Annotated in this window: 28 protein-coding genes and 1 pseudogene; 3 read left to right on the top strand and 26 right to left on the bottom strand. The window is 38.9% G+C overall.

The genetic code is table 11. From position 1 onward, the window contains the following. Positions 1-17 precede the first annotated feature (17 nt). A complete protein-coding gene (locus tag DWZ40_RS14645) occupies positions 18-218 on the top strand; it encodes a helix-turn-helix domain-containing protein (protein WP_054335619.1) in 201 nt (66 codons plus the stop codon). Between the two features lie 68 nt (positions 219-286). Here the strand turns inward: DWZ40_RS14645 and DWZ40_RS14640 are convergent, their stop codons facing one another. Further along, complete coding sequence (locus DWZ40_RS14640) at positions 287-1,300, bottom strand: DUF4238 domain-containing protein (RefSeq protein ID WP_118087871.1); 1,014 nt, start codon at positions 1,298-1,300, stop codon at positions 287-289. A gap of 12 nt (positions 1,301-1,312) precedes the next feature. Beyond that, the gene (locus DWZ40_RS14635) at positions 1,313-1,678 is read right to left on the bottom strand and encodes an MmcQ/YjbR family DNA-binding protein (protein WP_118543671.1); all 366 of its coding nucleotides are present in this window, start codon (positions 1,676-1,678) and stop codon (positions 1,313-1,315) included. 249 nt (positions 1,679-1,927) lie between these two features. On the opposite strand from DWZ40_RS14635, the gene DWZ40_RS14630 reads away from it, so the two are divergent. Further along, positions 1,928-2,251 (top strand): MobC family plasmid mobilization relaxosome protein, encoded by a 324-nt coding sequence (locus tag DWZ40_RS14630; protein ID WP_012744273.1) that lies wholly within the window; start codon positions 1,928-1,930, stop codon positions 2,249-2,251. Further along, positions 2,218-3,597: a relaxase/mobilization nuclease domain-containing protein gene (locus tag DWZ40_RS14625; RefSeq protein WP_117649063.1), complete on the top strand. Its 1,380-nt coding sequence runs from the start codon at positions 2,218-2,220 to the stop codon at positions 3,595-3,597. The genes DWZ40_RS14630 and DWZ40_RS14625 overlap by 34 nt, the downstream gene beginning before the upstream one ends. A 15-nt stretch (positions 3,598-3,612) precedes the next feature. On the opposite strand, the gene DWZ40_RS20135 is transcribed toward DWZ40_RS14625, so the two are convergent. From DWZ40_RS20135 to DWZ40_RS14505, 24 genes and pseudogenes are all read right to left on the bottom strand, one after another. After that, complete coding sequence (locus DWZ40_RS20135) at positions 3,613-4,131, bottom strand: hypothetical protein (RefSeq protein ID WP_012744275.1); 519 nt, start codon at positions 4,129-4,131, stop codon at positions 3,613-3,615. A gap of 10 nt (positions 4,132-4,141) precedes the next feature. Further along, positions 4,142-4,600: a YaiI/YqxD family protein gene (locus tag DWZ40_RS14615; protein WP_015514506.1), complete on the bottom strand. Its 459-nt coding sequence runs from the start codon at positions 4,598-4,600 to the stop codon at positions 4,142-4,144. A gap of 23 nt (positions 4,601-4,623) precedes the next feature. Continuing rightward, entirely contained in the window at positions 4,624-5,208 is a 585-nt protein-coding gene (locus DWZ40_RS14610; RefSeq protein ID WP_012744277.1) for an SOS response-associated peptidase family protein, read from the bottom strand. A gap of 42 nt (positions 5,209-5,250) precedes the next feature. Continuing rightward, complete coding sequence (locus tag DWZ40_RS14605; RefSeq protein ID WP_243035351.1) at positions 5,251-5,790, bottom strand: hypothetical protein; 540 nt, start codon at positions 5,788-5,790, stop codon at positions 5,251-5,253. 504 nt (positions 5,791-6,294) lie between these two features. Continuing rightward, complete coding sequence (locus DWZ40_RS14600; protein ID WP_118543670.1) at positions 6,295-6,753, bottom strand: winged helix-turn-helix domain-containing protein; 459 nt, start codon at positions 6,751-6,753, stop codon at positions 6,295-6,297. A gap of 5 nt (positions 6,754-6,758) precedes the next feature. Beyond that, complete coding sequence (locus DWZ40_RS14595; protein ID WP_012744280.1) at positions 6,759-7,715, bottom strand: peptidase S11; 957 nt, start codon at positions 7,713-7,715, stop codon at positions 6,759-6,761. 43 nt (positions 7,716-7,758) lie between these two features. Beyond that, entirely contained in the window at positions 7,759-8,262 is a 504-nt protein-coding gene (locus DWZ40_RS14590) for a hypothetical protein (RefSeq protein WP_015514509.1), read from the bottom strand. Positions 8,263-8,289: 27 nt separating this feature from the next. Continuing rightward, complete coding sequence (locus DWZ40_RS14585) at positions 8,290-9,474, bottom strand: ABC transporter permease (RefSeq protein ID WP_117456454.1); 1,185 nt, start codon at positions 9,472-9,474, stop codon at positions 8,290-8,292. Beyond that, the gene (locus DWZ40_RS14580) at positions 9,464-10,177 is read right to left on the bottom strand and encodes an ABC transporter ATP-binding protein (protein WP_004853372.1); all 714 of its coding nucleotides are present in this window, start codon (positions 10,175-10,177) and stop codon (positions 9,464-9,466) included. The genes DWZ40_RS14585 and DWZ40_RS14580 overlap by 11 nt, the downstream gene beginning before the upstream one ends. A 4-nt stretch (positions 10,178-10,181) precedes the next feature. After that, positions 10,182-11,039 (bottom strand): hypothetical protein, encoded by an 858-nt coding sequence (locus DWZ40_RS14575; protein WP_117449615.1) that lies wholly within the window; start codon positions 11,037-11,039, stop codon positions 10,182-10,184. Between the two features lie 134 nt (positions 11,040-11,173). Beyond that, a complete protein-coding gene (locus tag DWZ40_RS14570) occupies positions 11,174-12,259 on the bottom strand; it encodes a HAMP domain-containing sensor histidine kinase (protein WP_008703821.1) in 1,086 nt (361 codons plus the stop codon). Next, positions 12,246-12,947 (bottom strand): VanR-ABDEGLN family response regulator transcription factor, encoded by a 702-nt coding sequence (gene vanR, locus DWZ40_RS14565; RefSeq protein WP_004853366.1) that lies wholly within the window; start codon positions 12,945-12,947, stop codon positions 12,246-12,248. Before vanR ends, DWZ40_RS14570 begins: the two co-directional genes overlap by 14 nt. Positions 12,948-12,952: 5 nt before the next feature. Next, a complete protein-coding gene (locus DWZ40_RS14560; RefSeq protein WP_008703822.1) occupies positions 12,953-13,165 on the bottom strand; it encodes a helix-turn-helix transcriptional regulator in 213 nt (70 codons plus the stop codon). A 158-nt stretch (positions 13,166-13,323) separates the two neighbouring features. Further along, positions 13,324-14,499 (bottom strand): annotated as a pseudogene (locus DWZ40_RS14555) (CHAP domain-containing protein); the annotation flags it as partial. Then, a complete protein-coding gene (locus tag DWZ40_RS14550; protein ID WP_012744284.1) occupies positions 14,492-14,698 on the bottom strand; it encodes a hypothetical protein in 207 nt (68 codons plus the stop codon). The gene DWZ40_RS14550 and the pseudogene DWZ40_RS14555, both read right to left, overlap by 8 nt. 299 nt (positions 14,699-14,997) lie before the next feature. Then, positions 14,998-17,754, bottom strand: a complete 2,757-nt coding sequence (locus tag DWZ40_RS14545; RefSeq protein WP_015514513.1) for a YodL domain-containing protein — start codon at positions 17,752-17,754, stop codon at positions 14,998-15,000. A 76-nt stretch (positions 17,755-17,830) separates the two neighbouring features. After that, the gene (locus DWZ40_RS20130; RefSeq protein WP_117822339.1) at positions 17,831-19,462 is read right to left on the bottom strand and encodes a helicase C-terminal domain-containing protein; all 1,632 of its coding nucleotides are present in this window, start codon (positions 19,460-19,462) and stop codon (positions 17,831-17,833) included. A gap of 73 nt (positions 19,463-19,535) precedes the next feature. Continuing rightward, positions 19,536-19,724, bottom strand: coding sequence for a transposon-encoded TnpW family protein (locus tag DWZ40_RS14535; protein ID WP_004452856.1), 189 nt, complete (start codon positions 19,722-19,724; stop codon positions 19,536-19,538). A 123-nt stretch (positions 19,725-19,847) separates the two neighbouring features. Continuing rightward, complete coding sequence (locus DWZ40_RS14530; protein WP_021391154.1) at positions 19,848-21,113, bottom strand: plasmid recombination protein; 1,266 nt, start codon at positions 21,111-21,113, stop codon at positions 19,848-19,850. A gap of 180 nt (positions 21,114-21,293) precedes the next feature. Continuing rightward, entirely contained in the window at positions 21,294-22,316 is a 1,023-nt protein-coding gene (locus tag DWZ40_RS14525) for an AAA family ATPase (protein WP_004452858.1), read from the bottom strand. Beyond that, complete coding sequence (locus DWZ40_RS20125; RefSeq protein ID WP_044906491.1) at positions 22,297-22,488, bottom strand: hypothetical protein; 192 nt, start codon at positions 22,486-22,488, stop codon at positions 22,297-22,299. Before DWZ40_RS20125 ends, DWZ40_RS14525 begins: the two co-directional genes overlap by 20 nt. A gap of 436 nt (positions 22,489-22,924) precedes the next feature. Next, positions 22,925-24,379 (bottom strand): APH(2'')-Ia/If/Ih family aminoglycoside O-phosphotransferase, encoded by a 1,455-nt coding sequence (gene aph(2'')-I, locus DWZ40_RS20485; protein ID WP_004452859.1) that lies wholly within the window; start codon positions 24,377-24,379, stop codon positions 22,925-22,927. Next, positions 24,379-24,807 carry a GNAT family N-acetyltransferase gene (locus tag DWZ40_RS14510; RefSeq protein ID WP_004452860.1) on the bottom strand — a complete coding sequence of 143 codons (429 nt, stop codon included), beginning with the start codon at positions 24,805-24,807 and terminating at the stop codon, positions 24,379-24,381. The genes aph(2'')-I and DWZ40_RS14510 overlap by 1 nt, the downstream gene beginning before the upstream one ends. A gap of 23 nt (positions 24,808-24,830) precedes the next feature. Continuing rightward, positions 24,831-25,421 carry a DUF4111 domain-containing protein gene (locus DWZ40_RS14505; RefSeq protein WP_057097544.1) on the bottom strand — a complete coding sequence of 197 codons (591 nt, stop codon included), beginning with the start codon at positions 25,419-25,421 and terminating at the stop codon, positions 24,831-24,833. Positions 25,422-25,575 lie beyond the last annotated feature (154 nt).

Genomic DNA, 25,575 nt, shown 5'->3' with positions numbered 1-25,575 from the left:
ATAAAGGAAGTGATAAAATGGCAATTAACAACACACTTAAAGATATCCGTGAAGAACGAAATCTCGTTCAGGCAGATCTTGCAAAAGCTGTCGGATCTTGCAGTGATACCATCGGACGCATTGAGCGTGGTGAGCGAAATGCCTCTCTCGAAATTGCAATCCGTCTGGCACATTATCTAAAAATGCCAGTAGAAGAGATTTTTCAAATTGAAGACTGAAACACTCCATTTACCAGAAAACCGAGGAGCAAAATCCTCGGTTTTCTTTTATATATACTATTTTATAATTATCCCATCAATATTTTTTCTCTGTTAATATCTTTTAGTTCCGGTCTGTGTTTTATAATGTCGCTCACTGATTGAAATTCCTTTTTCTTACCAAAAACATATCTATAACTTTGTAATACTTGAAATGAATTGTAATATTCGATTTCATCTTTTGCTAATTTCTGAAAGTGTTTGTGTACATCTGCATCGAACCAAAAATATTCTGGATCTCGAATACATATTATCAATTTGGGTGTAATAGGAAACATTATTTCGATTCCTTTACTATTCAACCCATGTTTTCCCAACCGCCCATATCTCACAACTGGATTGTCTGATGTTATTAAATCTACATCAGATGTGTTATATCCTATCACCCATATTTTACTGCGAAGCATTTCAGCAACTTTATACGAAACCTCTTCATTCATTAAAATTTGAGCATGTAAAAGTTTTTCATAATTTTTATTTTTGACTTTCATTTTGATATTTTCCAAAAACTCAAGCTGCTCATAATCCTTTTTTTGAAGAGCCATTTTCTTCGCCAATAATACTGGTACTCTTTCATTCATTTCAATTATATAATTTCTAAATTCTTTTGATCTAATTATCTGTAGCGAAATATATAACGAAAGATAATCGAGATTCTTTTCTGAAATCACTTCTGTAACATTCAATTTCGCAGGATTACTCATTACAAACGTTGAGATAATAGTATCTATTGGATCAAATAACCATGTCTCAACATTTTCTCCAAACCATTTTTCAATATGCTGTTCATCCACTTCTTTCATTATTTTTTCAATTTCTGGTTCAAACACAAAGTCTGGATCTTGTTGCATCTTATCTGCCTTGAGTGCCTCGAAATCAATATCATAAAAGTATCTCTCACTGGCATAGTCTTCTATTGATCCCGGTCTGATTTGCTCTTTTTCCTTATCAAACACAAAAAATCTCTTTTCATTCGCAAAATGGCTTAAATATCTTCTTGGTACATAATGTTCGTTTTTTACTGATTTTGCTATTGTACTCACCTCATATTCTTTTTAGTTTTTAAAATTACCATCAATCAGGTCATAACTCATATCCAAAAAGTCCAGTATCTTTGCTTCACTGACCGAACCATCTAGTAAAATTGTGATCCAGTGCTGTTTGTTCATATGGTATCCTGGCAAAAATCCAAAGGTCTGAATAATCATACTTGTCATTTCCGGATCACATTTTACATCCATAATATCGACAAATTCATTTCCTTCTAATCCGAGTTTGCATTTTTCAACGCTCATGACCACAGCATACCATTTTCCATTCTTATGTCGCAGCACAGCATTATCTGGTGATTGTGCCCATAAATACTCCGGCATCGTACCATACTGTTTCTTCACATATTCAAAAATTTCTTCTTTCTTCACAGTTTATTCAACTCCTGATTCTTCTGATATCCTGCCCATAATCATACCATATTTTCGGTTCCCGTACTACCTGCCAAATTCCTTTGCATTTTCCCGGTTCTCCTGACTTTAACTAATAGAGGGGTAAAACAGCAAGGACAGGAAGTGAGGATACACTTCCGGAAAATCCCAATTTAGGGTACCCTGCCCTGAATTGAAAAACGCTGAAAGCAACGATACTACTGCCCTCTCAGAAAGGAGAAACTGCTAATGGCTGAAAGAAAAAGAAACAAAGAAATTCATTTTTATGTCACAGAAGAAGAACGAAAGCTAATCCGCAGGAAGATGATAGAATCAAAAACCAAGAACATGGGAGCTTATCTGCGTAAGATGGCAATCGACGGCTACATCGTCAACACAGATACAACTCCTCTGAAGAAACAGTATGAGGAAATGCACAAGATTGGCATAAATATCAACCAGATTGCAAAAAAGGTAAATACCACCGGAGATCTATATCCGGAAGAAATGCAAGAATTGAAAGAGATGGTGAAAGAACTATGGCATATATTAAGATCTTCCCCATTAAAGTAACAGACAAGAAAGCTCTGGACTATATCACGAATCCAGACAAGACTGATGAAAAACTGCTGGTTTCCAGTTTTGGCTGTTCCCCGGAAACTGCTGATCTCGAATTTTCCATGACTAGAGAAATGGCAAAAAAGAATGGAATGGACAAAGGTGATAACCTGGCATTTCATCTGATCCAGTCATTTAAACCTGGAGAAGTTGATGCCGAAACTGCCCATCGCTTAGGACAGCAATTTGCAGCCGAAGTACTGAAAGGAAAATATGAATACGTGATCAGTACCCATGTTGATAAAAAGCACATTCATAACCATATCATCTTCAACGCTGCAAGCTTTGTTGATCATCACAAGTATGTTTCCAATAAGCGGAGCTACCATAAACTCTGCAGAATCAGTAATCGTATCTGCCTGGAAAATGGACTTGCCACCAGTATGCCAACCGGAGAAAAAGGAAAAAGCTATAAAGAGAACATGGAATATCATCGTGGCACCAGTTGGAAAGCCAAGCTACGTGTTGCAGTTGATAAAGCAATCTGGACTTCCATCAACTATGAGGAATTTCTACAAAAAATGCAGTTAGCTGGATATGAAGTCCGGCAGGGAAAGCATCTTTCTTTCCGTGCACCGGAACAAAAAAATTTCACTTATATGAAATCTCTGGGAAGTTATTATACGGAAGAAAACGTCCGCATCCGCTTAGCTAAAAATCGTAGCAAAGTGAAAACTCCAAAACATCTGTCCAGAGAAGCTCGCCTGTATATCAATATCTCCACGTATGTAACGACTGGCAATCGAGAAGGATTTGAACATTGGGCAAAACTCAATAATCTAAAAGAGGCAGCCCGCACCTTCAACTATCTTTCAGAAAATAACCTACTGAATTATGAGGATTTCAGGCAGCATGTTTCTGATGTTGATGCTTCTGTTAAAGCGGCTGATCAGAGAATAGCACACATCACCAGTGAGCTAAGCACGCAGAAAGTCATTCAGAAACACTGTGATTCTTACCGGCTCTGCCGTAAAGTGATAGAAGATTGCAAATCTGCAAAAAATCCAAAAGAATACCGTTCCAAGCATCTGGCAGAATACCAACTCCACGATTCACTAAAAAAAGAGCTTCAGGATCTCGGTGTTACCAAAATCCCTAGCTCTGAAAAAATCCAGAAGCGGATTGAAAATCTTGAATCTGAACAAGCTGCTACCATCCGGGAAAAACAGAAATTACAGAAAAAGCAGAAAACACTGGATATCATTCAGCAAAATTTCTCTGTGCTGCTCGATGCTCCTGAAATCAATTCAGACTTACTTCCGGCAAAACGGGAACCTGTTTCTGTCACAAGAGATAAATAAGATTGCACTGACAACTCAATTATTCTCTTCCAAATCTTCCCAAGGTTTCAGACCCATTTCCTCCCAGGTGACACCATACGGTGCACCTCCGGAGGTATAACCGGCAATAACGAAAAATCTGTCATCTTGCAAGATTTCTTCTTTAGCCAGATTATCTCTTGTTTCTTGTTTCCGTCTTGCTCGCCTCTGCTGCTTCTTTTGTTTCGCAACAGCTGCTTTTTCTTCCGGCGTTTTCTTATGTTTTTTTGCCATAAGTGTTTCTATTATAATTCCATTCTGAATGTCTCTCAGGATACGTTCTTCATAACTCTTTTCACGCTTTTCAACAATTTTATAAAATTCTTCATATTCCGTTTTAGGAGCAAGCGATTGAACTGCCGTAAACAAACTTTTGCATATATCATTCATTTCAGTAGCATCCGGCATTCGCTGATTCTCAAGATAAAACTTCAAGTGCATTTTGTATGTTTTATCTGCTATTGCACTCTTCTGTTTTTGTTTTAAGTCTTTATAGCTTCTGTCGTTCCTCTGCATCTACAATTCCTCATCTGCCTTCTTTCTCCCGTGCCATCAAAAGCATTTTTTCAAAAGACTGAGCGAATCTTTCATCATCTTCCTCCGTCCGCTTCTTCGGTCCCTTGACATGACATTTACGGGAACTTCTTCTGGCTTTTTTACTCAGGTGACGTTCCATTAGCATCTGATCAATATTATCATCCGTGTACCATTTACCTGATTGATGAATAGCATAAGCACCTTTTCCCAATGCCATTGCAGCCACACCATAGTCCTGTGATACGACAATATCTCCTTTATGGCAGATACTAATCAGTTTATAATCTACTGCATCTGCTCCTGCACCGACAACAACAACTTTACTATAAGTCGATGACAGAACATGGTTTGTATCACACAACAACATTACCGGAACACTATTATCTTTTGCAATCTTTTCAATGATCGCAACCACTGGGCAGGCATCTGCATCAACAAATATTTGCATCTTTCTATTTCTCCTCTGAACCATTATAAGAATAAGCTCTGCTGTTCGTATTCTGCCTCTCGTTTTAGCTGAACCGGTACCTGATGCAGAATTTGCTCCATTTTCCTGTCATCGAACCAATCTTTCAGCTGTCCTTTTTCCAATATCAGCGGCATACGATCATGTACTTTTATCATAGATTCATTGGCTGCTGTAGTCATAATCACAAATCGTCGTTCATTCTCAAACCAATCACAGAAGCCAGCCATATACAATACTGGTGCATCATATCTGGAAAATGTATTTTTCTCTTTTAACCGATTCCATTCATAGAACCCACTTGCCGGTATCAAAATGCGGTGATAGAGGATTCCATTTCGAAAAGAAGGTTTGTCCATAACAGATTCTGCTCTTGCATTTATAACCAGATTCTTTCCTTGTGACAATGGATATCCCCACTTGCAAACATCCAGTTTCAATCCATGTTCTGATTTTTCAATGATCGGTGCTACATTGGTTGGAAAGATATCTCCTGCAAAATGTTCCTGCCGGATCCGTTGGTCTATATCATGCACTACTTTTTCGATTTCATCTGCCATATCAGAATCAATATAATATCTACCACACATAATACTTCCTTCACTTATAGATTCTATTTCATCAAATATACATCATTTATTTCTAGGCACTTTAAACTCAGTTAATCTATAATTTTGAATCCACCCCATACATTCTTCACCATCTTCATTCTCCCAAATTATCTGTCGCCACTTTTTATATTTATCTATAATTCTAACAACTTTCCCTTCCTCAAGCTTTTCAATTACAATCGAATGGCAGTCATGCTTCAGTCGTACAATAGATTCTCTATTAACGATTCTATATTTAGTCGTATTTAGCTCCTTCGCATCATATCCCATTCCAACGATGTAATAATTATTGACTTGTTGTGTATAATTGTAATTATTTATCGTTGTTGCTGAAGAATTCGTAACTCCCAAAACAACTGATATAATCGTAATAATAAAGTTCAGCCATTCTCGTATTTCTTTAACATCTATCGTTCGTTTTTCTTCTATTGGCAAATTCTGCTTCTCTTTATTTATCGAAAGATTCGTTGCTCTTTCATATTCCGATGCAATAGTTTCTGACACCGTATCAATATCCCATTCTTCGGATTCTGAGAAAACTTGATCGGTAACTCTTCCCAATAAATTTATATGAGGCTTCTGGCATAATGGTGGAAGCCTAACACCATAAATTAACAACACCATATTGAAAAAACACTTGTGTCCTTTAATGTATTAACTGCGAAGAAAAACACAAAAGGAGTATTCACAAGTGGCTTCAGTTAATACATTATGCAAAAGTGTCCTTAATGTCAAGAACACAGTTATAAAAAATTGTAATCTTTACTCTGATAAGAATGGAGTTAAACATATTCGTATCCAAGCAAGACCTAATAAATGGCACGAGAACGACTGCCCATTCTGCCATAAATCATGCCCTGTTTATGATAAACATTCCAGTAGTATAATGCCGAGATATTACGAAGATAACTCGTAGAAAATGCAAAGTCCAGTCGCAAGTTTAGACACGATATTGCTCTTAACAGTCGTATAAAATCAACATTTGCAGGGATTTATCAAATTCCGACATACCGTCTTAGAAAATGAATAATCCCTCGCAATTCATTATGAACTACGAGGGACTGCTTACTGACTGTTAAAGCGGTAGCCGATCTCACGAACACTATCTATGGAAAAGTGAGAGTTTGTATCACAAAGTTTTTTACGAAGATTCCGAATGCGAAAGCCTACGGTATCCTTTTCATTGCCTGCTGATATTTCGCCCCACACCTTATCATAAATCTGCTCGTATGTAAGAACACGACCTTTATTGGCTGCGAGCAAGCAGAGTATATCGTACTCTTTGACGGTCAGTTCAATTTCCTGACCGTTATTGATAACTCTGCGCCGGCTCAAATTGATTTCTAAGCCGGAAAGGGATAATGTCGGCTCATATGAAGTCTCTAATTTTTCAAAATCAGGGTGCTGTTTTACAAAAGCCAGCATATCGTCAAAGGCTGTTGAGTCTTGTGCTTTGAACTCCATTATTACGATTCGTCCGATATTATCACCCCCCTTGGTTAGTTTTTTTGTCTTGGACAACATAAGATTTATTGCGTGAGATAATACGATTCATCAATCGTTTTCAGAATAAAATTCACATCGTCATAACGAGAGGAATCGGACTGAGAGCCTAAACTGCATATCAAAAACTCTTTTCCGTGCTGCTGATAAAGCACAATCAAGTTATAGTCGTCAGACAGAGAGCCAGTCTTAATTCCGCATACATTTTCGTTGTAATATTCGGATGTCGGATCAAGGAAGGCGTTTGTATTCTGCCATATTTGTGTACTGCCATCAGGCAGTGTTGCCGTATAAGTGTTTTGAGATACAATTTCTCTAAACCACGAGTATTCCAACAACCGATATACTACTTCTTTCAAATCTAAAGTAGTGGTAAGTGCCTCCATATCAAAACCACTCGGATCATATAAAACTGTGTCTAAGTACCCCTGCTGTTGCAAATGCAGGTTTAAGTTCTCCATGAAAATCCTCACACGCTCTTGACAGCTTTCTGCTTGCGGCGAAAGTAATCCTCCACAATAATCAGCAACCACATAAGCTGCGTCATTCCCTGACGGTACTAACATTGCCGCAAATAGATTGTGTAAAAAGTATTCTTTTTCCTTGATTTGAGCAACAGACGAGCCAGGTTTCGTGAGTGAAATAGCACCATAGTCTGCAACAACGATACTATCAAGGTCTGCTAAAGTTGACGCATACTCAATAACAAACAGCTTGGCTAAACTTGCAGGAATTTGTGGCTCGTTCTCGTTTTTTGAAACAAATATTTCATCATCAGAACAATCCACCAAAATCAGCGATTTTGCATTATAAGAGTCAGGAAAATCTTCTTTGTAGAGAAAACCATTTATTTTATTCTTTACCTCTCTGAAATTTTCCGGCTGCATTGCCCACGGCACAAACATTATACCTATGCCGATACAAACTACAAGCAAAAACAAAAATACTCCAAATCGTTTTTTCTTACGGCGTTTTCTCTGCATATATGTGCTCACCTCCCAACATCAAAACTCCTATGTGCCATTTTTAATCGGCATAATTTGCCTGAATACACTCTGTAAATCCAGACGGATCTCCCAACTTAGCTTTATCAATATTATCACGAAGATATTTGCGTGTGGCGTCATCACAGCGATCTGTTCCCATATAAGGCATATCAAAGGCTTTTTCGAGTTCAGCTAAGGCTTTTGCCGCCCTTTCCGAATCCGTATTGTAAGTATCAAGCCATTCCTGCATCCAAGAATATTCCCAAAGGTTAGATGCTCTTGTATCGCCATATCCTATCTGAAAAGACGCTCCCGTATCTTCGCCTTCCAAAGCATCAGGCGGCGTAAAGCCCTCCGGCCAATTCAAACTCTCAATGGTCGTTAGGTATTCTTCTTCAATGGTAGCAAAGTCCGTGAAACCTCTTGTGTTTGTGTCGGAGTCCGAAGAAGTGGAGCAGCCTGCCAGCATAATCACCAGCAAAGAAATCATAACACACAATAACAGTCTGTACGGTCTTTCGGATTTTGAGATTGTTCGTTTCATTTTGTTTCCTCCTTGAATTGAGTTTTATTATCTAAGAGCCAATGCAGGCTCTAATTTTGCTGCTTTCAATGCTGGTAATAATCCGCCCAATAATGCTGTAAGCACAGACACAGCAACTGCAACAACAGCAACGCTGATTGGATAACTCGGTGTTCCCACCGGGGAATCCACAGGGAGCAACGCTCCAATACAATGCACCAAAATCAGCGAAATCAAAATAGCTGCAAAGCAAACGAATATTGATAAAATCAACTGTGAGCCTAAAACCAATGCCACAATATTTGTTCGTGAAGCACCTATCGCTCTGCGGATCAGCAACTCATGTGTGCGCTGTTCCAATGAAGATAGTCCGATATTGATCTGCCCTAATACGGAAACAAACAGCAACAAAAGCGAAGTAACCAAAAGCCCTAATTGCAGTATGGACAATACCGAATCATAGGTATCTCCAATATCACTCCGCCCAGCACTTTCCCAGTAACCGCCAATGGTATCAGTCAAAATGTCGCCAAGGGCAGAATGTATCTGTTCGATTGTCAGTCCTGTTGTGGGATGCCAATACACATTTGCATTTTGTACTTGCCACATTGCTGGTGCGAAATTGAGGATCGCCGCAGAATCCGCATAGATAGTCGGAAAATCCCTGCCATCGTTTACTACTCCGACAATATTGAATGGGGTTAACGAAAGTGTGCTTTTTACATTTCCTGCAGCATAGGGCGAATCATTAAAATAGTTTTTAGCTTCTTTGTTTATGACCACTTCAAGCGATCCGCCCTCACTCGAAGGCTCTAACCATCTACCGGATGTCATTGGAAGATTATAGACTTGACTATATGCCTCCGTGGTGCAAACTAAATCAAAAGCCATCAGGTTTTGGTAAACATCATTCGGCGGTATTGGCGTTAAATCTTTCATTGGTGCAAATCGAATATCTTCTCCCATAGAAAAAGTAACAGCGGCTACATCATCAATGGCTTCAAATCTCTGGAATAATTGTTCCATTTTATTTCTATCGTGAAAATCGGATTCCGTTATCACGAATGAGTAAGTAGGTGACCAGCCATATACCTGTGCGTTTACGGAAATCAAATACTCCCGTCCAAGCGTACCAACTAATACCGATCCAAGCATTGCGATAATGCCTACAAGCATTGAAACACTTGTCAGAATACTTCTAAGTGGAGACAGACGAAGGTCTTTAAGTATCATTTTTAGCACAAGTTATCCTCCCTCCATCCATTTCAAAAATCGTATCACAGGTATCTGCAATATCAGGATCGTGCGTAACCAACAGCAGCATAATTCCATTTTCTTTTACGACGCTGTGCAACAGTTCCATAATCTGCGTTCCCGTCTTTTTATCCAACGCTCCCGTAGGCTCATCACATAAAATGGCTTCCGGAGATACTGCAAGCGCCCTTGCGATTGCAACTCTTTGTTGTTCACCGCCGGACAAATTGATTGGGTAATCATTTTCCTTGCTTTCTAAGCCGACACTTTTTAGCAAGCCTGTAATTATCTCGTGACGCTGTTTGGCGGTAAACGACTTTTTGGCATAGAGTAGGGGTAATTCGATATTTTCCCATACCCGCAAGTGCTTAATCAGAGAGTAGTTCTGAAATACAAATCCGATATTATTGGCTCGCAGTATAGACAGATCACGGTCTTTCAAAGCAGAAATAGATATACCATCATAAAGGTACTCGCCCTCATATTCCCGATTTAACAAGCCAATAATGGATATAAGGCTTGTTTTGCCTGAGCCGGACTTTCCGACAATGGCATAACTGCGCCCTCGTTGCAATTCCATATTAGCGTTGGTTACTGTTGTCAGCATATCGCCATTATTCAATTTGACGCTTGCTTTCAAATCCTTTATTTTGATTAAAGTCTTTTCGGAAATTCCTTTCATTTTATCAAATCCCCCTCGGATCAAGGTTTGGCGGAGTAGCAGAAACTACATCGCCCTCCTCTAAGCCGGACAGTATTTCTATATTGGCTCCGTCTGTCACACCCAATGTCACTTTTGTTTCCACTCTTTCTCCATTCGGAGTAATTACAGTAACCAATCCCGTCCCTTGTCTACCCGCTATTACCGACAGCGGCAATATAAGGACATCATTTCTCGTTGTCGCCGTTATGACTACCGTTGCACTTTGCCCCGATTTCACATCGACTGTTTGACTGATCAAGCATTGCAGAATGCCCTCTTGCGGCACGATTCCCGTAAACGCATTTTCATCTGCGGCAGGCGACACCACGGCAATCATATCGGTTGGTCCTACACCATCATATACTTGAAATTTTGCTTTCAACTCTGCATACTCCGGTAAGGTACTCAAAAAATTATCTGCCTCTACATTGAGGGCAAATCCTGTATAATGCACTATCGCTACGGGATAATTACTCGGTACGCTTTCATTGGATGGGGCAATAGAGGTAATTGTACCATCCACCGGAGATTTCAATTCTTTGCCGTTCACAGTTCCAATAATTTGCCCGGCAGTGATTTTTTCTTCTAATTCTACCGCTGTATTAAATATGCCATTTTCGGGTGAGAAAATAATAAACGGTACTGCCGGAACAATAGTCGTTTGCGTTGAAACGGTTGGAGTAATTGTCCCTCGTACAACTGATACCGTTTTTTCTGCGGATGTTGCACTATCTGTAAGATTGTTTTCGTCTGTCTGCCCAATTGCAGAGCAGGCAGATAGCGTAAATACAAGAAACAAAATAGAACATAGCAGCATTTGTTTTCTTAGCAACTTCATCATTCCTCCTTATGCTGTATCACAAAAAATACGAGCCTCTATCTTGATACTTTTATTGTACCAAAACAGAAGCCCGTATTTTCTTGATTGCTCGTAAGATATTCCTCTTTTTTTCTATGCAAATTCTTACAATTTTCCTACGCCAACGGCAAAGTAATTGAAAACTTGTTTTGATCCTCTTGGCTCTCTGCAACGATTGTACCATTGTGTAGTTCAACAATCTGCTTTGCAATCGCCAAACCTAATCCAGCTCCTCCACTGCTTGTACTTCTCGCTGCGTCAAGCCGATAAAACTGCTCGAAAATCCTGTTTAACTTTTCTTCCGGCAGAGTATCGCCGTGGTTACAAAAAATAATGCTGACCGTATCTTCCTGACATTGTGCGCTGATCGTGATATCCGTATTTTCAAAACTGTAGATAACCGCATTTCTCAAAAGGTTATCAAAAACACGCTGAATTTTGTCTGCGTCACATCGAAGCATTATATCATCATCAACACAAAGATTACATTGCAAATTCTTTGATTTGAGCATAGGCTTAAATTCATATACAAGTTGCTCCAGCAGGCGAGTTAAATTGATTTTCGTGTATTGTAATGTAATATCGTATATATTGAATCGTGTTATCTCGAAAAACTCGTTAATCAGATCCTCTAACCGTTCTGCCTTACCAAGAGTGATTGAAAGGTACTTTTCTCGAAGTTCCTTTGAGATTTGCGACTCATCACGCAGTAAAGTAAGATACCCGATTACAGAAGAAAGCGGTGTTTTCAAATCGTGTGCAAGATACATAATCAGGTCATTTTTTCGCTGCTCATTTTCTTTTGCAAGCCTTGCATTACTTTCAGCCTCTTGTTTTAACTGATTGATGTTAGCGGCGATTTCACTCAACTCCGGGGACATTTCAATGTAACTGACATTCTGATCGAACATTTTTCCTGTCGCAGCCTGTACCTCGTACACATAGGCGACTACTTTTTTCAAAAGTAGGTATGTCATGTATATAATACAGCCACCCCACACGATTACAGCCACTATATAAAGATATACTGTTCTGTAATACAAGTAATAATACAAAACATACTTGCGGAGAATTTCCTCTGCCATAATTCCTAAAAGAAAAGTACCGCCAAAAATAAGCACAGAGCAAATCGCACATTGAATTACATACCCTTTGAACAAGGTAGAGAGCAGATAGTTTTTTTCTTTTTTATTCAATTTCATACCCTACCCCCCAAACAGTTTTAATGAACTTCGGATTTTTTGAAGGTTCATTCAATTTTTCCCGAAGCCGCCCAATGTGCGCCATTACCGTATTGTTACTGTTGCGAAGATACTTTTCTTTCCACACGGCTTCAAATAATTCCTCCGAGGCGACAACTTTCCCCTGATGTTCGCACAGATACCACAGAATAGAAAACTCCAACGGAGTCAAGGCTATTTCTTTGCCATACAAGTAGCACTTGTGGCTGACTCTGTTTATCAGTAGACCTCTGATGTCATACTCGTCTTTTTCTTCGGATTGGCTCAAATTAGGACTGTTATAGCTCTGATAACGCCTTAATTGCGTCTTTACTCTTGCCACAACCTCTAAAGGATTAAACGGTTTCGTTATATAATCATCCGCACCAATCGTAAGCCCCATAATCTTGTCGCTATCCTCAATTTTGGCGGTAAGCATAATAATAGGGAAGTAAAACTTTTCCCGAATTTTTTGGCAAAGTCGAAAACCATCAATATCCGGCAGCATAATATCAAGTATCGCTAAATCAATCTGCGACTGTTTGATACATTTCATCGCCTCTAACCCATTATAACATTTATATACTGAATAACCATCGTTACTCAAATACACTTCAAGCAGATCAACGATTTCTTTTTCGTCATCCACAATTAAAATCTTCTTGTTCATTGATCCTACACCTCATTTTCGGGTACGGCTTCCATTATGTCGCCAAAATCACACTCTAAGTATTCGCATATATTCAACAGCACGGGAAGGGTAACATTTTCATTTTTTCCGAGTTTCGCAAATGTACTTTTGCTTGCCCCGACCGCTTCTCGTAATTGACTCTTTTTCATTCCCTTGTCAATCAGAAGTTTCCAAAGTTTGTTGTACCGTACTTTCATTTCCGCACCTCCACCCAAATATAGTTTGTATTATAGCACTTTGAGAGTGAAATCGCAATTATTAAGTCTGTATTTTGAGACTTTTAGTTTTCAAACCGGCACAATATCTTTCTGATATGTAATCCAACCGCCTGCAAAATGCAGGCGGCTTGTGTATTTTAATAGGCAGGTGCGCCGTAGCCAAGAATCTCGTAATAACCGATAGAATACTCATTGACTCGGCAACTGTCGCCGGAGTTGCCCTCGACCGTATAAACCTTGCCGTTTTCGACCTTTTGAACAATACCCGTATGGTCGGATAATCCATCCTGACCACTTTCGTCTGCCCAATCGAAGAAAATAATCATTCCGGGGGCAGGCTCGGCGCTGCCATCCAGCCATTGTCCACGATCCTTAAACCATTGTACTCCGTTGACACAGCCTGCATATTTTGGGATAACTCCAGCGTCGATATAGCCGCACTCGTTGGCACACCAAGATACAAAGCAAGCACACCATTCTACACGGGAGTTAAAACCGTACCACGACCAATACGGCTGACCGCCCACATTGCCAACCAGAGAGAGTGCAACGGTCACGATCTGTCCGTCGCCGCCTGTAATGCCGTAAAGCACCTGTGACCAAAGGTAATTGTTTTCATCTGCAAGCAGTTCAGCGAGGTAGCCTTTCTGTTCTTCGTTAAAACCATATTGCGCCGCCATTTCCTCGGCAGTCTTGTGGCTGACGGTAATATACAGATAGGTTTGTGTGACCGTGCTTTCAGTTTCCACGATATTACCGTGTCCGTCATCGGTTTCGGTAATAACTGTTTCGGTCTTGCTCTCTGTTCGGGAAGATATTTGATTCATCTCCCAAAAGATGTCTTTTAAGAGTTGCTTTTTGCCATCGTCCATTGTGGCAACCTCTTGGGGGTTATCTTGATCCGTATTCGTTTTTACAGAGTAAACGGCAAGCACCTCTTTCCAAACGGCTCTGCTGCCACTCATTTCAAGAACATCATAGGATACCGAGTTCTTTTCCTCTTGCAGCTTGGTATCGTATTCGGTATTGATTTCCTGCACAACGGTCTGCATACTCATTCCAGTGCCGGAATCTTCGTCTGAGAAGAAAATGCCAAATACTGAGCCGAGGATCATACCAATCAGGCAAATCACGATAATAACCAAAACCGCCACCCAGCCGCCTGCGGCGATAGCGGCAATCAAGGCTTTCGTTCCGGCAATAATCGCTTTAATGGCAAGTGCGGTCGCTTTGGCAATCGCCTTTACCGTAACCACGGCGGCTTTTGCCGCAGCCCTTGCCGCTTGTGCTGCTCTCTGTGCAGTTTTAACCGTAATGATTGAATCCACCTAAAAATCCTGGATTGCTATGCCCCCGCTTATGCCCCTTGTCATCATAATGGTTTAAACCGCCAAAGAATCCTGGTCGACTCTCACCTACTTTATGCCCGTTATTGTCATAATGATTCATACCACCAAAAAAGGAAGGCGAACTATGTCCGATTTTCTTTCCATTTGCATCATAGTCGTTCATACCACCAAAGAATCCTGGTCTGCTCTCGCCTACTTTTTTCCGTTTGCATCATAATGGTTTATGGATCCAAAGAATCCTGGTCTGCTATATCCTTTTTTACTCATAATGTCATCCTCCTGACTCTATTAGCCTCTTGTTTGATCTCAGAATAACACACTTTTCTCATTTGGAAGTCGCATAACAGGCGACATTCTTTTATCGCATTTACATTCATTATACCATTTATAATTCTTCCGACAATACGCAATAAAGCCGGAAGCCACGTTATCATCCATGACCTCCGACTCGTTCTGCTTATTCTACACTGTCCTTACACCCAAATCAACTCCTCTCTCCGTTTTATCTTTTCCCTGCTTTTCTTGAATAATCCTCTTATTGATCTCAAGCCGTTCATGAATGGATAATTTCTTATCTTTTCCATCTACCGCCTGCTTCTGCTGTGCCGGTTTTCTATCTGTTTTTCCTACATCCTTAACAACTTCATTCGCTTCGGTACTTGTTACCCTCTCATCTGCTCTTCCTTCATATCTTTCTGCTATCTGCTGTTCTCGTCTCTCCTTCACACCTTTTTCCTCCAGATTGCAAAAACTCTGCAGATACGGAAGCACATGATTCTGCATGTCTGTCAGATCTTCCATATACTTTTGGAACTCTTCACTTCCTTTGCCTTTCTGGTAATTGATCCAATACTCATCTGTAAGCTTCATTTCATTATCATACTTCAACTGACTCACAATACCGCCATGTCCATTTCCAATATCCATTGACTTCTTAAAATGATGCAGCATCTGTTCACCTTTTTCCGCATAATATACAGTCACATATATCTTTGCAATTTTTGTAGGTTCCTCTGTCTTCGGATCACGTTTTGCATACCATTCTTTATCCATTTCTGCTGTTTTTGCATCCAGCTCAGACAGCTTCTGACATCTTGGATTCATGAGATCACTTTCTTCACAATAGTTTACATACACCATTGGTTCCATATCCTTTGGAAGTTCAGGTTCATAGGCTTTCAGTCTTTCAATCAATACTCCTGCACGAACAGACAGATCGCATTCTTCGTCTACAATATCCTTCAGATATGAAATATAGGAATGAATATTTCCACTTCTCAAATCCAGCATTACTTCCTGCACCGTATTTTCTCCCCTCTCCACATTATCTCGATACTCATACGGATCAAAAGCTTCTGCAATCTCATCCAGTGCCTCTGCCAGCTGTTCTGTGGTCATTTTCTCAGGATACATTGCTTCTCGAACATCCCTCATCGGTACATACTTGTAGTCCGGCAATGCTTCATGAATTTTCTCGATCCCTTCCCGTACCAGTGCAAGTTCTCCATAAAATCGAACATCATCCATCAGATCTCCGAATACGGTATTCCCTTTAACGATCGCAAATTCGGCTTCATCATAGTAACTGTCTTCCGGATCACGATAAATAATTCCCATTGAGCATCCCAGATACGCAGTTTTAGGATTCTCCCTATATTTTTCATAGACCGCAGCAATCTGATTAACATCGGTACTTTTTTCATAAGCTCCCATATCATGGAACTCATCACATTCTGTGGCGAAATATTCCAGATAAGGCTCTTTCTTCGGTGGCATATTATTAAGGACGTTATCAATCATGTTATAATTCGCCTCTTCCAGTTCCTCCACCTTTGCCAAAGGCTTATATTCGCCCTGGCTTTTCTGAATCTCTGCCATTACAACTTCATCCATTTCTTCTACTTTTTCCATCAACTGATCATAATCTCCACGGATGCGTTCTCCAGTCCAGCCTTCGTCTTCCAGAAGTTCCTCTGCCGCTTCTTCAATAGAAATTTGATCATTTTCATAGACGCCACCATCCATCAGACGAAAATCTTCATCGTAAAACGAATAATCATATCCTTCTTCTGTTCTCTGAATAGCAAAGTAACGTTCTCCTACCTCATATGCCAGTTCACTAAGAACCTGTTCTTCCAGATTCAGGAAAGAATCCAGCTGTTCAAAACTGATACTGTCTACAAAATGAGCGGTTACTTTTTCCCCGTCATTCAGAACTATGATATCACTGACAGACAGGGAATGCCCACGGAAATCTTCCGGTCTATCAATGTTGAACCTTTCAAAAATATCATCCAGTGACATATTTCCCGATAATTCCCCAACATAGACCAGCTTATAATCTTCTTTTTTTATCTGCATACCATGACTTTCAATAAAGCGCATATTCATAAATGCATAGTTTTCGCCCGGTGAATCGTCCTTGATCTGATAAATACCAAAGGTTCGCCTTGTTCCTAACAACAGGTTTGCCTCTTTCAAAGACTGAATCTGCGGATATTTCTGCATTTCCCATTCCAGGTTACGGAAACGCTCCAGTTCTGTCATAGACATCTGATAATGCTCCGGTCCTCGTTCAATTTCCATGCGTTCCGTGACATACATTGGTGATGAAAAATTAGTGATCAGATAGATATCTGCTCCGGCATCGTATAATTTCAGTGCTTCTTCCTGCTCAATGACACTCATAGGCTCCTGAAATGCTCCAAAATCTTCATCGGCATAATCCAGGTCATTCTCCTCTATCCGTTCCCACATCTGCGATTCCATGCCAAACAGACCTTCATGCGCCTGTATCATTTCTTTACTTGCATACTCTCCCTTGCTGCCATCGCTGCCCAGGCAATAAATCTTAGAACCCATTCTGTGATAATCCAAAGCTGCTTCTTTTCTAAGCGGCACCATGTCTTCTGCTGTATATCCATAATCACGTAATTCCAGCTTACCTATGGTTGGATCTGGTAGATCCTGAATATCCATTCTTGCATCATCCAGTAGATCCTCTACCCCTTCTTCATCTGCCTGGATCACTGCATCTGCTAGATTTCTTACCAGAGTCCTAACTTTCTCTTCCTCACCGATCAGATTCGCATATTCAAAAAGCTGTTCTTTTACATCTGTTGGAAATTCTATGCCTCTACGCTCTGCCTGACTGATCTGTCCCTGCGTGTATTCCTGCATTTTCTGTGTTTCTCTACCCGTTATCCTGTTTCTTGCCATATAAATTCCTCCTGTGTTCTAAAAAATGGCATAACCGACAGAACCTTCTTCTACCAAATTATGCCATCTTTCCTCTTTATTCCAGACCGAAGTCCCGTTTTCTGGTTTCCTTGCCAGTTTCACTTTCCCGCTGACTCTTTTCCTTATAAATCTGCAGTTTCTCATGGATAGAACCTCGTGCCGGTCTTTCTTCTTTCTCTTTTGATTCCGACTGCTCTGTTTCTGTATCTTCCCGTTCATCCATATTGAGAAGTGCATTTAACTCTGACAGTCGCTCCAGTTTTTGGTTCAGTTCCTCTTCTTTTGGAAATGGCTTCCCGACTTCCTCTTTGGCGTTTGTCATCTGCTCCTGTACCGTTTCCAGCCGTTGTTCTGCTTCTGCCAGTTTCTCCGGATAACTTTCTAAAAGATTATTGATACGAGTGATATTTCCTAGAGCATCGGCTCCCAATCGAACTTTAGCTACCGATTCATGCTTTACAGACAGGATAAACTCTTTGCTCCAACTGTCGAATTGGATTCTCATGTTAAATCCCTGATAGCTTCCAATATCCATAGCTGCATCCACAGACTTAATTTCTTTGCAGACCGCCAGAAGAGCCGCTCCTGCCTCTTTCTTTTCTGTGAACACTTTGCCACTGATTTCCATAGAAAACTGCTCTGGATCTGTGATTTTGTACTCAGAAAAATGAGCGATGTCTGCCTTGTAGCTGTCAATGATCTCTGTCAGTTTTGCAATCTGTTGTGGAAAATTCCTTGCAATATCATCTTCCAGTCGATACTGGTTATTCATGTGGTTGGCTTTTAAAAGTTTTAATTTTGCCACATCAACATCCAATGCCATCTTCTCTTTTACTGCCGGATTTCCGGTTGCAAGAGCTTTGACCTCTGCATAGGAAAGTGCCGCTTCGTCTACATCTTCACAGCTTCGCACAGGTGCTTTGCTGGTCATAATCTGAGAAATGAATTTCTGCTTGTTCTCAATCAACTGCCACATGTAGCTGTCAAATGTGGATTCAGTTACATACCGGAAGATATGAACCTTTTTATTATGGTTTCCCTGACGGATAATACGTCCTTCCCTCTGTTCCAAGTCAGATGGTTTCCAGCCAATATCCAGATGATGCAACGCAATCAGACGATCCTGCACATTGGTTCCTGCACCCATCTTTGCTGTAGAACCAATCAAAAAACGAACCTGTCCGGATTTCACTTTTCCAAACAGCTCCGTCTTCTTTGCTTCTGTATTTGCATCATGAATAAAAGCAATCTCTTTTTCCGGCACTCCTTTTTCCATCAGTTTCCGTTTCAGGTCGTCGTAGACATTAAAACTGCCATCGCCTTTCGGTGTACTCAAATCACAGAAAATCAATTGTGCTGATTTCTGTGCTGCTGTGTCTTTCCAGATTTCATAGCTTTTCTCTGCACAGACTGATATCTTGCTTTCCGGATTGTCTGGCAATAATTCGTTCACTAAACGCTGATCCAATGCTAACTTTCTTCCATCATTGGTGATTTTCAGCATATTATCAACCGCGGCATCTACTCCGCCATTTCTGACAACTTCCGCACGTTCTCCAAGGCTTTCTACGATTTCTTTCTGCTGTTCCGTTGGTTTCAGCACCACTGTTTCATATTCTGCTTCCGGCACAGGAAGCTTTAACTGATCGGAAGTCTTGATATCTGCAATCTCCTTGAACATATTCATCAGTTCCGGGATATTATAAAACCGTGCAAATCTGGACTTTGCACGATATCCTGTTCCTTCGGGAACGAGTTTGTCAAGATGATTTTTGTAAGTTTTCTAAATTCAAATATTTATCCGCTGAAAAATCTCCCAACATCTCGTGTCTGCATATTTCTTGAAACACCGTATTCAAAGGCTTCTTCGCACTTTCCGATTGCTTCACATTTACAATAAAAGTGGTTTTACCTATTCGTGTTGTATAAGATAAAGTGTTTTCTTTCATATCGTCCGTTTCTCCTTTTCATAAATTGACTGTGGGGCATTCCGTTTAGAACACCCCACAAATACAGCCTGTTTCATCTGAACATATCAAGAAGTCATTAAGTTGCAAGTACAATGGAAATGGTTATCTTTCCATACCACGCTTGTTTCTTCGTGCCTTGATACGCTCCTGTCTTTCTTTTTCCCTTGCTTCTTTTTCGGCTCGTTCCTGTGCTTCCTTAAAAGAAAAAAGTTGCTTCACTTTTTCGGTAAAAAGTTTAGCAACTTCGGGGAAATGCTCCAACGCTTCAAGAAAAGGTCTGCACTTTTCTTTCAGTTCGTTGTATTTGGTTTTCATTCTTTCCAGTGCATTTGCACTGTCAAAATATTTCTGTCGGTAATAATTTGCACTCTGCTCCAATTTATTGATTTCCGCACGACTGGTAATGCCCTCTTTGGCAAGGGAAGTCAGCTCAGAATAATCCTCTTTGGAGATTGCCATTTTACCTGTGATTGTTTTCTGCCCCATACTGTCAATCTCGTTTAAGGTTTTGGAAATATGACGGGCAGGCTCATACTTAACCTGTTCCTTTTGAATACGCTTCTGCAACTTCTCCAATCGCTCTTTATCCTGTTTGATTTGATATTGCAGGGAAGTCAAATGCTCTGCCGTACTTCCGTATTCGCCACGCTGAAAGCCTTTGAACCCTTGTTCCGTCATATAGTGAAACAACTCATCTTGCAGTATGCTGTACGAAGCTCGGAACATCGGTTTCCCGTTCTTTCTTAGCAATGGATTTCCTTTTTCATCGGTCAGCGGAATATCCGATTTCCATTTCTTTGAATGGCTTATCTGATTAACAACCGCCTTGACCGTTCCTCGCAGTTCGGGGTCTTTGCAACGCTTACTCCATAAGATTTCTTTCTCCACCACAGGCAGAACCATAGCGTGAAGATGATAGTGGTAAACCTCTTTTCCAAGTTCTTCGGTTGCCGCTACATTGATTTCATCAGCGTGCATTACTGCCGATATAACATTGTCAGCACCGAATTTTTCTTCGATGAAATGATAGGCTTCTTCATAAAACTGCTTTGCGTATTCATAACCACCGTTACGCTCGAAGTACATCGTGTTCACATCAATCACAATCTCATTAAAGAGTGTTGCGTCTTTCCTTAACCCACGAAGCGACACCTGCCCGTCTGTTTCCATCTGCTTTAACTGTTCCATATAGGTCGGGGCAGTCGGTTTTTTGAAATGCACATTAAAGGGTATTCGTTCCACAATTACATTCATATTTTCATAGGTTTCATTCTTGCGTTCGTTGTGCCTTTCCGCCTTGCTCACATCAGAAGCGGTGTACTGTTTTACCCTTGCACAACTCATATCTGCCTTGTTGGTTTTTGCCATTTTACTCTCCTTTCCAGACAGGGGCGAAGCCATTACACAACATTCTTTGAATGTGTGTAACCCACTATGACACTTTCAGACTTCGTCTGCAAAGATGTCGTGGGCAAGGGAGTTCCCCCTTGACCTCCTTATGATACCTCAATCATAAAAACAGACTGTCCACTCATCAGACAGCCTGCATTATTCTCTCGGTATATCGCCCATCGGCAAAGACCAGTACCACAGAAAGCCTTTCTTTTTGGAGATAACTCCTGCTTTCTTCTTTGCCTTTTTGATGGTCGATTTCTTGAACCCTGCGGCTTCAAGTCTTTCTTCGCAATCCGAAGAAAGCATTTCTCCGTCTTTCAGCATTTCCAAAAGAAATTCTTTTGCCTTGATTTCCTTATCGTTCGGTCTGCCCATTTTAGGGGCAAGGGATTGGAACGCTTCTTCTGCTGTCATTTCCATTTCAGAGATAAAGTCCACTCCTTTTTCTGCAACCTCAAAGAGAATTGCAGAGCCTGTCGGGGCAAGGTTGGATTTCACTTGCACCATATATCTTTCCGCTGGTGCTTCTTTGTTCGGTGTGCGTGTGATTGCAAGAATACTTCTTGCAGCACCCGCAATATCAATAGAACCATTGGTACGATAAAGTGGATTGGTATCTCTCATCTTGTTCATATGAGCGATAATCACGATTGCACAGCCAGTATTCTTCGCAACCGCAATCAGATGATTAAACTCTGCTCGTGTTTCGTTGGCATTGTTCATTGAACAGTTCTCTCCGATATAGGAACTCATCGGGTCAAGAATTAAAAGTTTTGCGTGATACCTTTCGATTGCTTCAGCAATACGGTTATCCCCAAAGGATAAAGACTTTTCATCTTCCTTGATGAAGATAAGATTTTCTCCATTCCCACCGGCTGAATTAAATCGGGGTACTACCGTATCGTCTGCGTCATCTTCCGTTGTCTGATAGATGATAGTCATAGGCTCGGTTTCTTCCGTTTCAGTAAAGGGCAGAGGTTCGCCCTTAGAGAGTAGGGCGGCAATGGAAAGCATTAACTTGCTTTTTCCATCGCCCGGATCGCCCTGCAACAGCGTAACCTTGCCGAACGGAATATACGGATACCACAGCCATTTCACTTCTTTCGGTTCGATTTCACTTGCCTTGATAACTTCAAGAGGTACATTTACATTCATTTCATTTTCCGTCTGCTTCATTGTTCTTCGTTCTCCTTTTCGATAAATACTTCGGGCAAAGCACTACGATACAGCGGAAACTCTGCTTGCAGTCATTACTGCACTTTCTGCAAAGTTCGTTGTAGGTAATGCGATTTCTTTCATTCAGAAACAACGCCCACTCTTGTTTCCGTTTCTTGCTCATTCTCGGCATATCAATCCTCCTTTCCGCCTGAAAACAAAAAAACCACAGGGAAGATACTTACTGCCTTGTTTCTGTCATTTTTCGGGGCGAAAATCGGGCAAAATTGCCTTTCTAAGCCTTTCAAAAAATCACACAAGGTATTCGTACTAACCTGTGGTTATGTATGAAATTGTGGGGTTTTGGGTAACAGAAAACACCGTATTTCTACGATGTTTTCTGTCACATATATTCTATTTAAGATACTGACAAACTGGGATTGTCTAAAATAGTAAAGCCGTACCGCTTACTATTTTTTCTTTTACTGCTGAAACAGTATCTTTGATTGAATGCGTCATTAACTTGTTTCATTAAATCATATATATCCATTTGTACCACCATTTATAAAACTTTCTTTATTTTATCAACTTGTTCTTCTACTTCTTCCGGATAGTTTTTAACCATATCATCACTTCCTTAATTTTTCATCTTTGCGAGTTCTTATATAAATCTCTTTTCTACCTTTTTCTATAAAATCAGGTCTATTATTTTTAATACCATATACAATAGTTTCTATTGGATAATATTGTTCTACAACATCTTGATATTCCTTTGCTTTTGAAATATCAATATTTCCGTATAATCTTAATATATCTTCTCCAAAAGACACGCCAATTTCTTCTTCACTATCTTCTAGCAAATATATGAAATCACAGTATTCATCTATAATTCCAGAATCTCCAAAATCTATTACACCACATAATCTATTTTCATCATCAAGTAATAAATGATTACAACTAAAATCATTATGGCATAAGCATTTTTTACCATCAAATATAGTTGTACTATGTAATCTTTGCATAAAGTCTTCTACATATTGTTTTTCAATATCAGTAAGACTATCATATATTGTGTCTTTGAGTAATTGATATTCTTCCAAAACATTTTGTTTATTGTCTATCGTATACAAACTTATTTCACTATAATCTAAATCGTGCATTTGTCTTAAAAACATAGCAATATCTTGCTTTAATAATTCTTGCTTTTCTTTTGATAAAGCAAAATATATTTCTGGTGTTAAAAAAGTTCCTTTTATTTCTTTATAACCTAATATAGAAATATCATCACTAAAATATGAATATTTTACATTTGGTATTTTTATATTAGTATTTAATCTTTGATTTAAGAAATCATAAATTGCTTTTTCTTTTTCATATCCTTTTTTCTTATTAGCACTAAATTTTGTTTTAAATATGTATTCTCCATTTACTAAATATGCTACACTATCATATCCACTACCAATTACCTTAATACTTTCAACTTTAAAATCTTCAAAGTAATGTTCTATTAAGTATTTCATTGCTTTAACATTTGTAACATTATCATCATACCTATATTCCATTAAATAGCAATCTTCTTTTTTACCCTCGTGCAACTCGTGTTCTGGCAAATCTTCAATTATTCTAAATCCAGATTTCTGATATGACCTAATTGCTCTTGGATTATTCTTATGAGGGTCTAAAATAACTGCATTAGCATTTCTTTCTTTTTTTAAAAACTCAAAAATCATTTTTGTATATTTTGAGCCAATGCCTTTACTCCAATATTCAGGTTCTCCTATAAACTGATCCATTCCATAAACTATTTCATTTGTTTTTGGATAATGATAATCAGAATAAAGTTCATCATACATTTTATATACTTGTCCATATCCAATAGGAACATTATCATATTCTATAATTACTCTAAATACTTCATCTTCCCATTTTTCAGTATAATGCTCTTTTAATGATTCTAATGTATATTTTTTATCTCTACCACCATAAAATTCTAATACTCTATCATCAGTTAACCATTTTAGCATTAAAGGAAAATCATCATTTGTCAAAGTTCTTATTCTTATTTTATCTTGTACTATTTCCATTAATTTTCCTCCCTAAAATCATACACATACACTACTTCATCATCTGCGTCATTTATTCCTCCTGCTTTTTCATAACATTTACAAGCAGAAATATTACTTCTATTTGTTATTAAAAACATTTCATAACAATCAATAGTTTTAGCATAATCACGAGCAAATGATATTAAACCTGTTCCATAACCTTTGCCTTGAAAGTCTGGCATAACATCAATAGCGTCAAGATAGAATACTTTTCTTCCATCTGGTTTTAATAAAATATAACCAAAAGCAAAACCTACTATCTTATTATTTATCTTTGCAATAAATCCAAAATCATTTTTATTATCTATAAATTTTTTTAAAACATCTACATTATATTTTGTATTTTCATCATCAACAAAATCTAGCATAAGTTCCAAATCTTGTTCTTCTAATAATTTATATTCCATCTATCTCAACTCCATCTACTATTTTATTTTCTAATTTTATTAGTATTTACACAATCATTAATTAAACTAATTGCTTCCCCAGCAAATTCCTTTAATCTTGTATTATCATAACTATTATTTGTATCACTTAAATAATCTTCCATAGCATTTTTAATAACATCATTATAATTTGAATCCATATTTTCTAATGCCCATTTACCACCATCATATTTTGATAAAGTTAAATCATCTCTGATTAGTGCATAAAATCTACAAAGGTTTAAAATACAATATACGGGATTATTCACAATTTCTTCTACACAATCTAATGTATCAGAATAATTGGAATCAATAATGTATTCCTTTGGTACTTTTGAAAACACTTCTTTTGATGGCTTACCAAAATCCATCTTATCATTTGGAACATTTATAACATTGAAATGACTTGCTAGATCAGGGTCAACTTTATAATCATCATTGATGACTATTGTTTTATCTTCCTTATATCTTTCTATCCAATCTCTGCTACCGTGAAGTTCGTAAGGTATTGGATGTTTTATATTTCTACAATTATCTTCTAGTACAACACTAAATTCAAAACCTTTTTTAGGAAATAATTGCTCATTTTCTAACATTTTATCCCAAATAAATTGTTTTGTTTCTGAATTTATTTTTTCTTTTACAACTATAATAAAGTCTAAATCAGATTTATTCGGATTAAAACTTCCTAATCTTAATGAGCCGTGAAAATAAACTCCAACATAATTATCTTGTAATATTTCTTTAACC

Origin of the sequence: Clostridium sp. AF32-12BH, assembly GCF_003477935.1 — a bacterium.
GTDB lineage: Bacteria > Bacillota > Clostridia > Lachnospirales > Lachnospiraceae > Brotaphodocola.
This window is presented reverse-complemented; position numbering and strand designations above follow the sequence as displayed.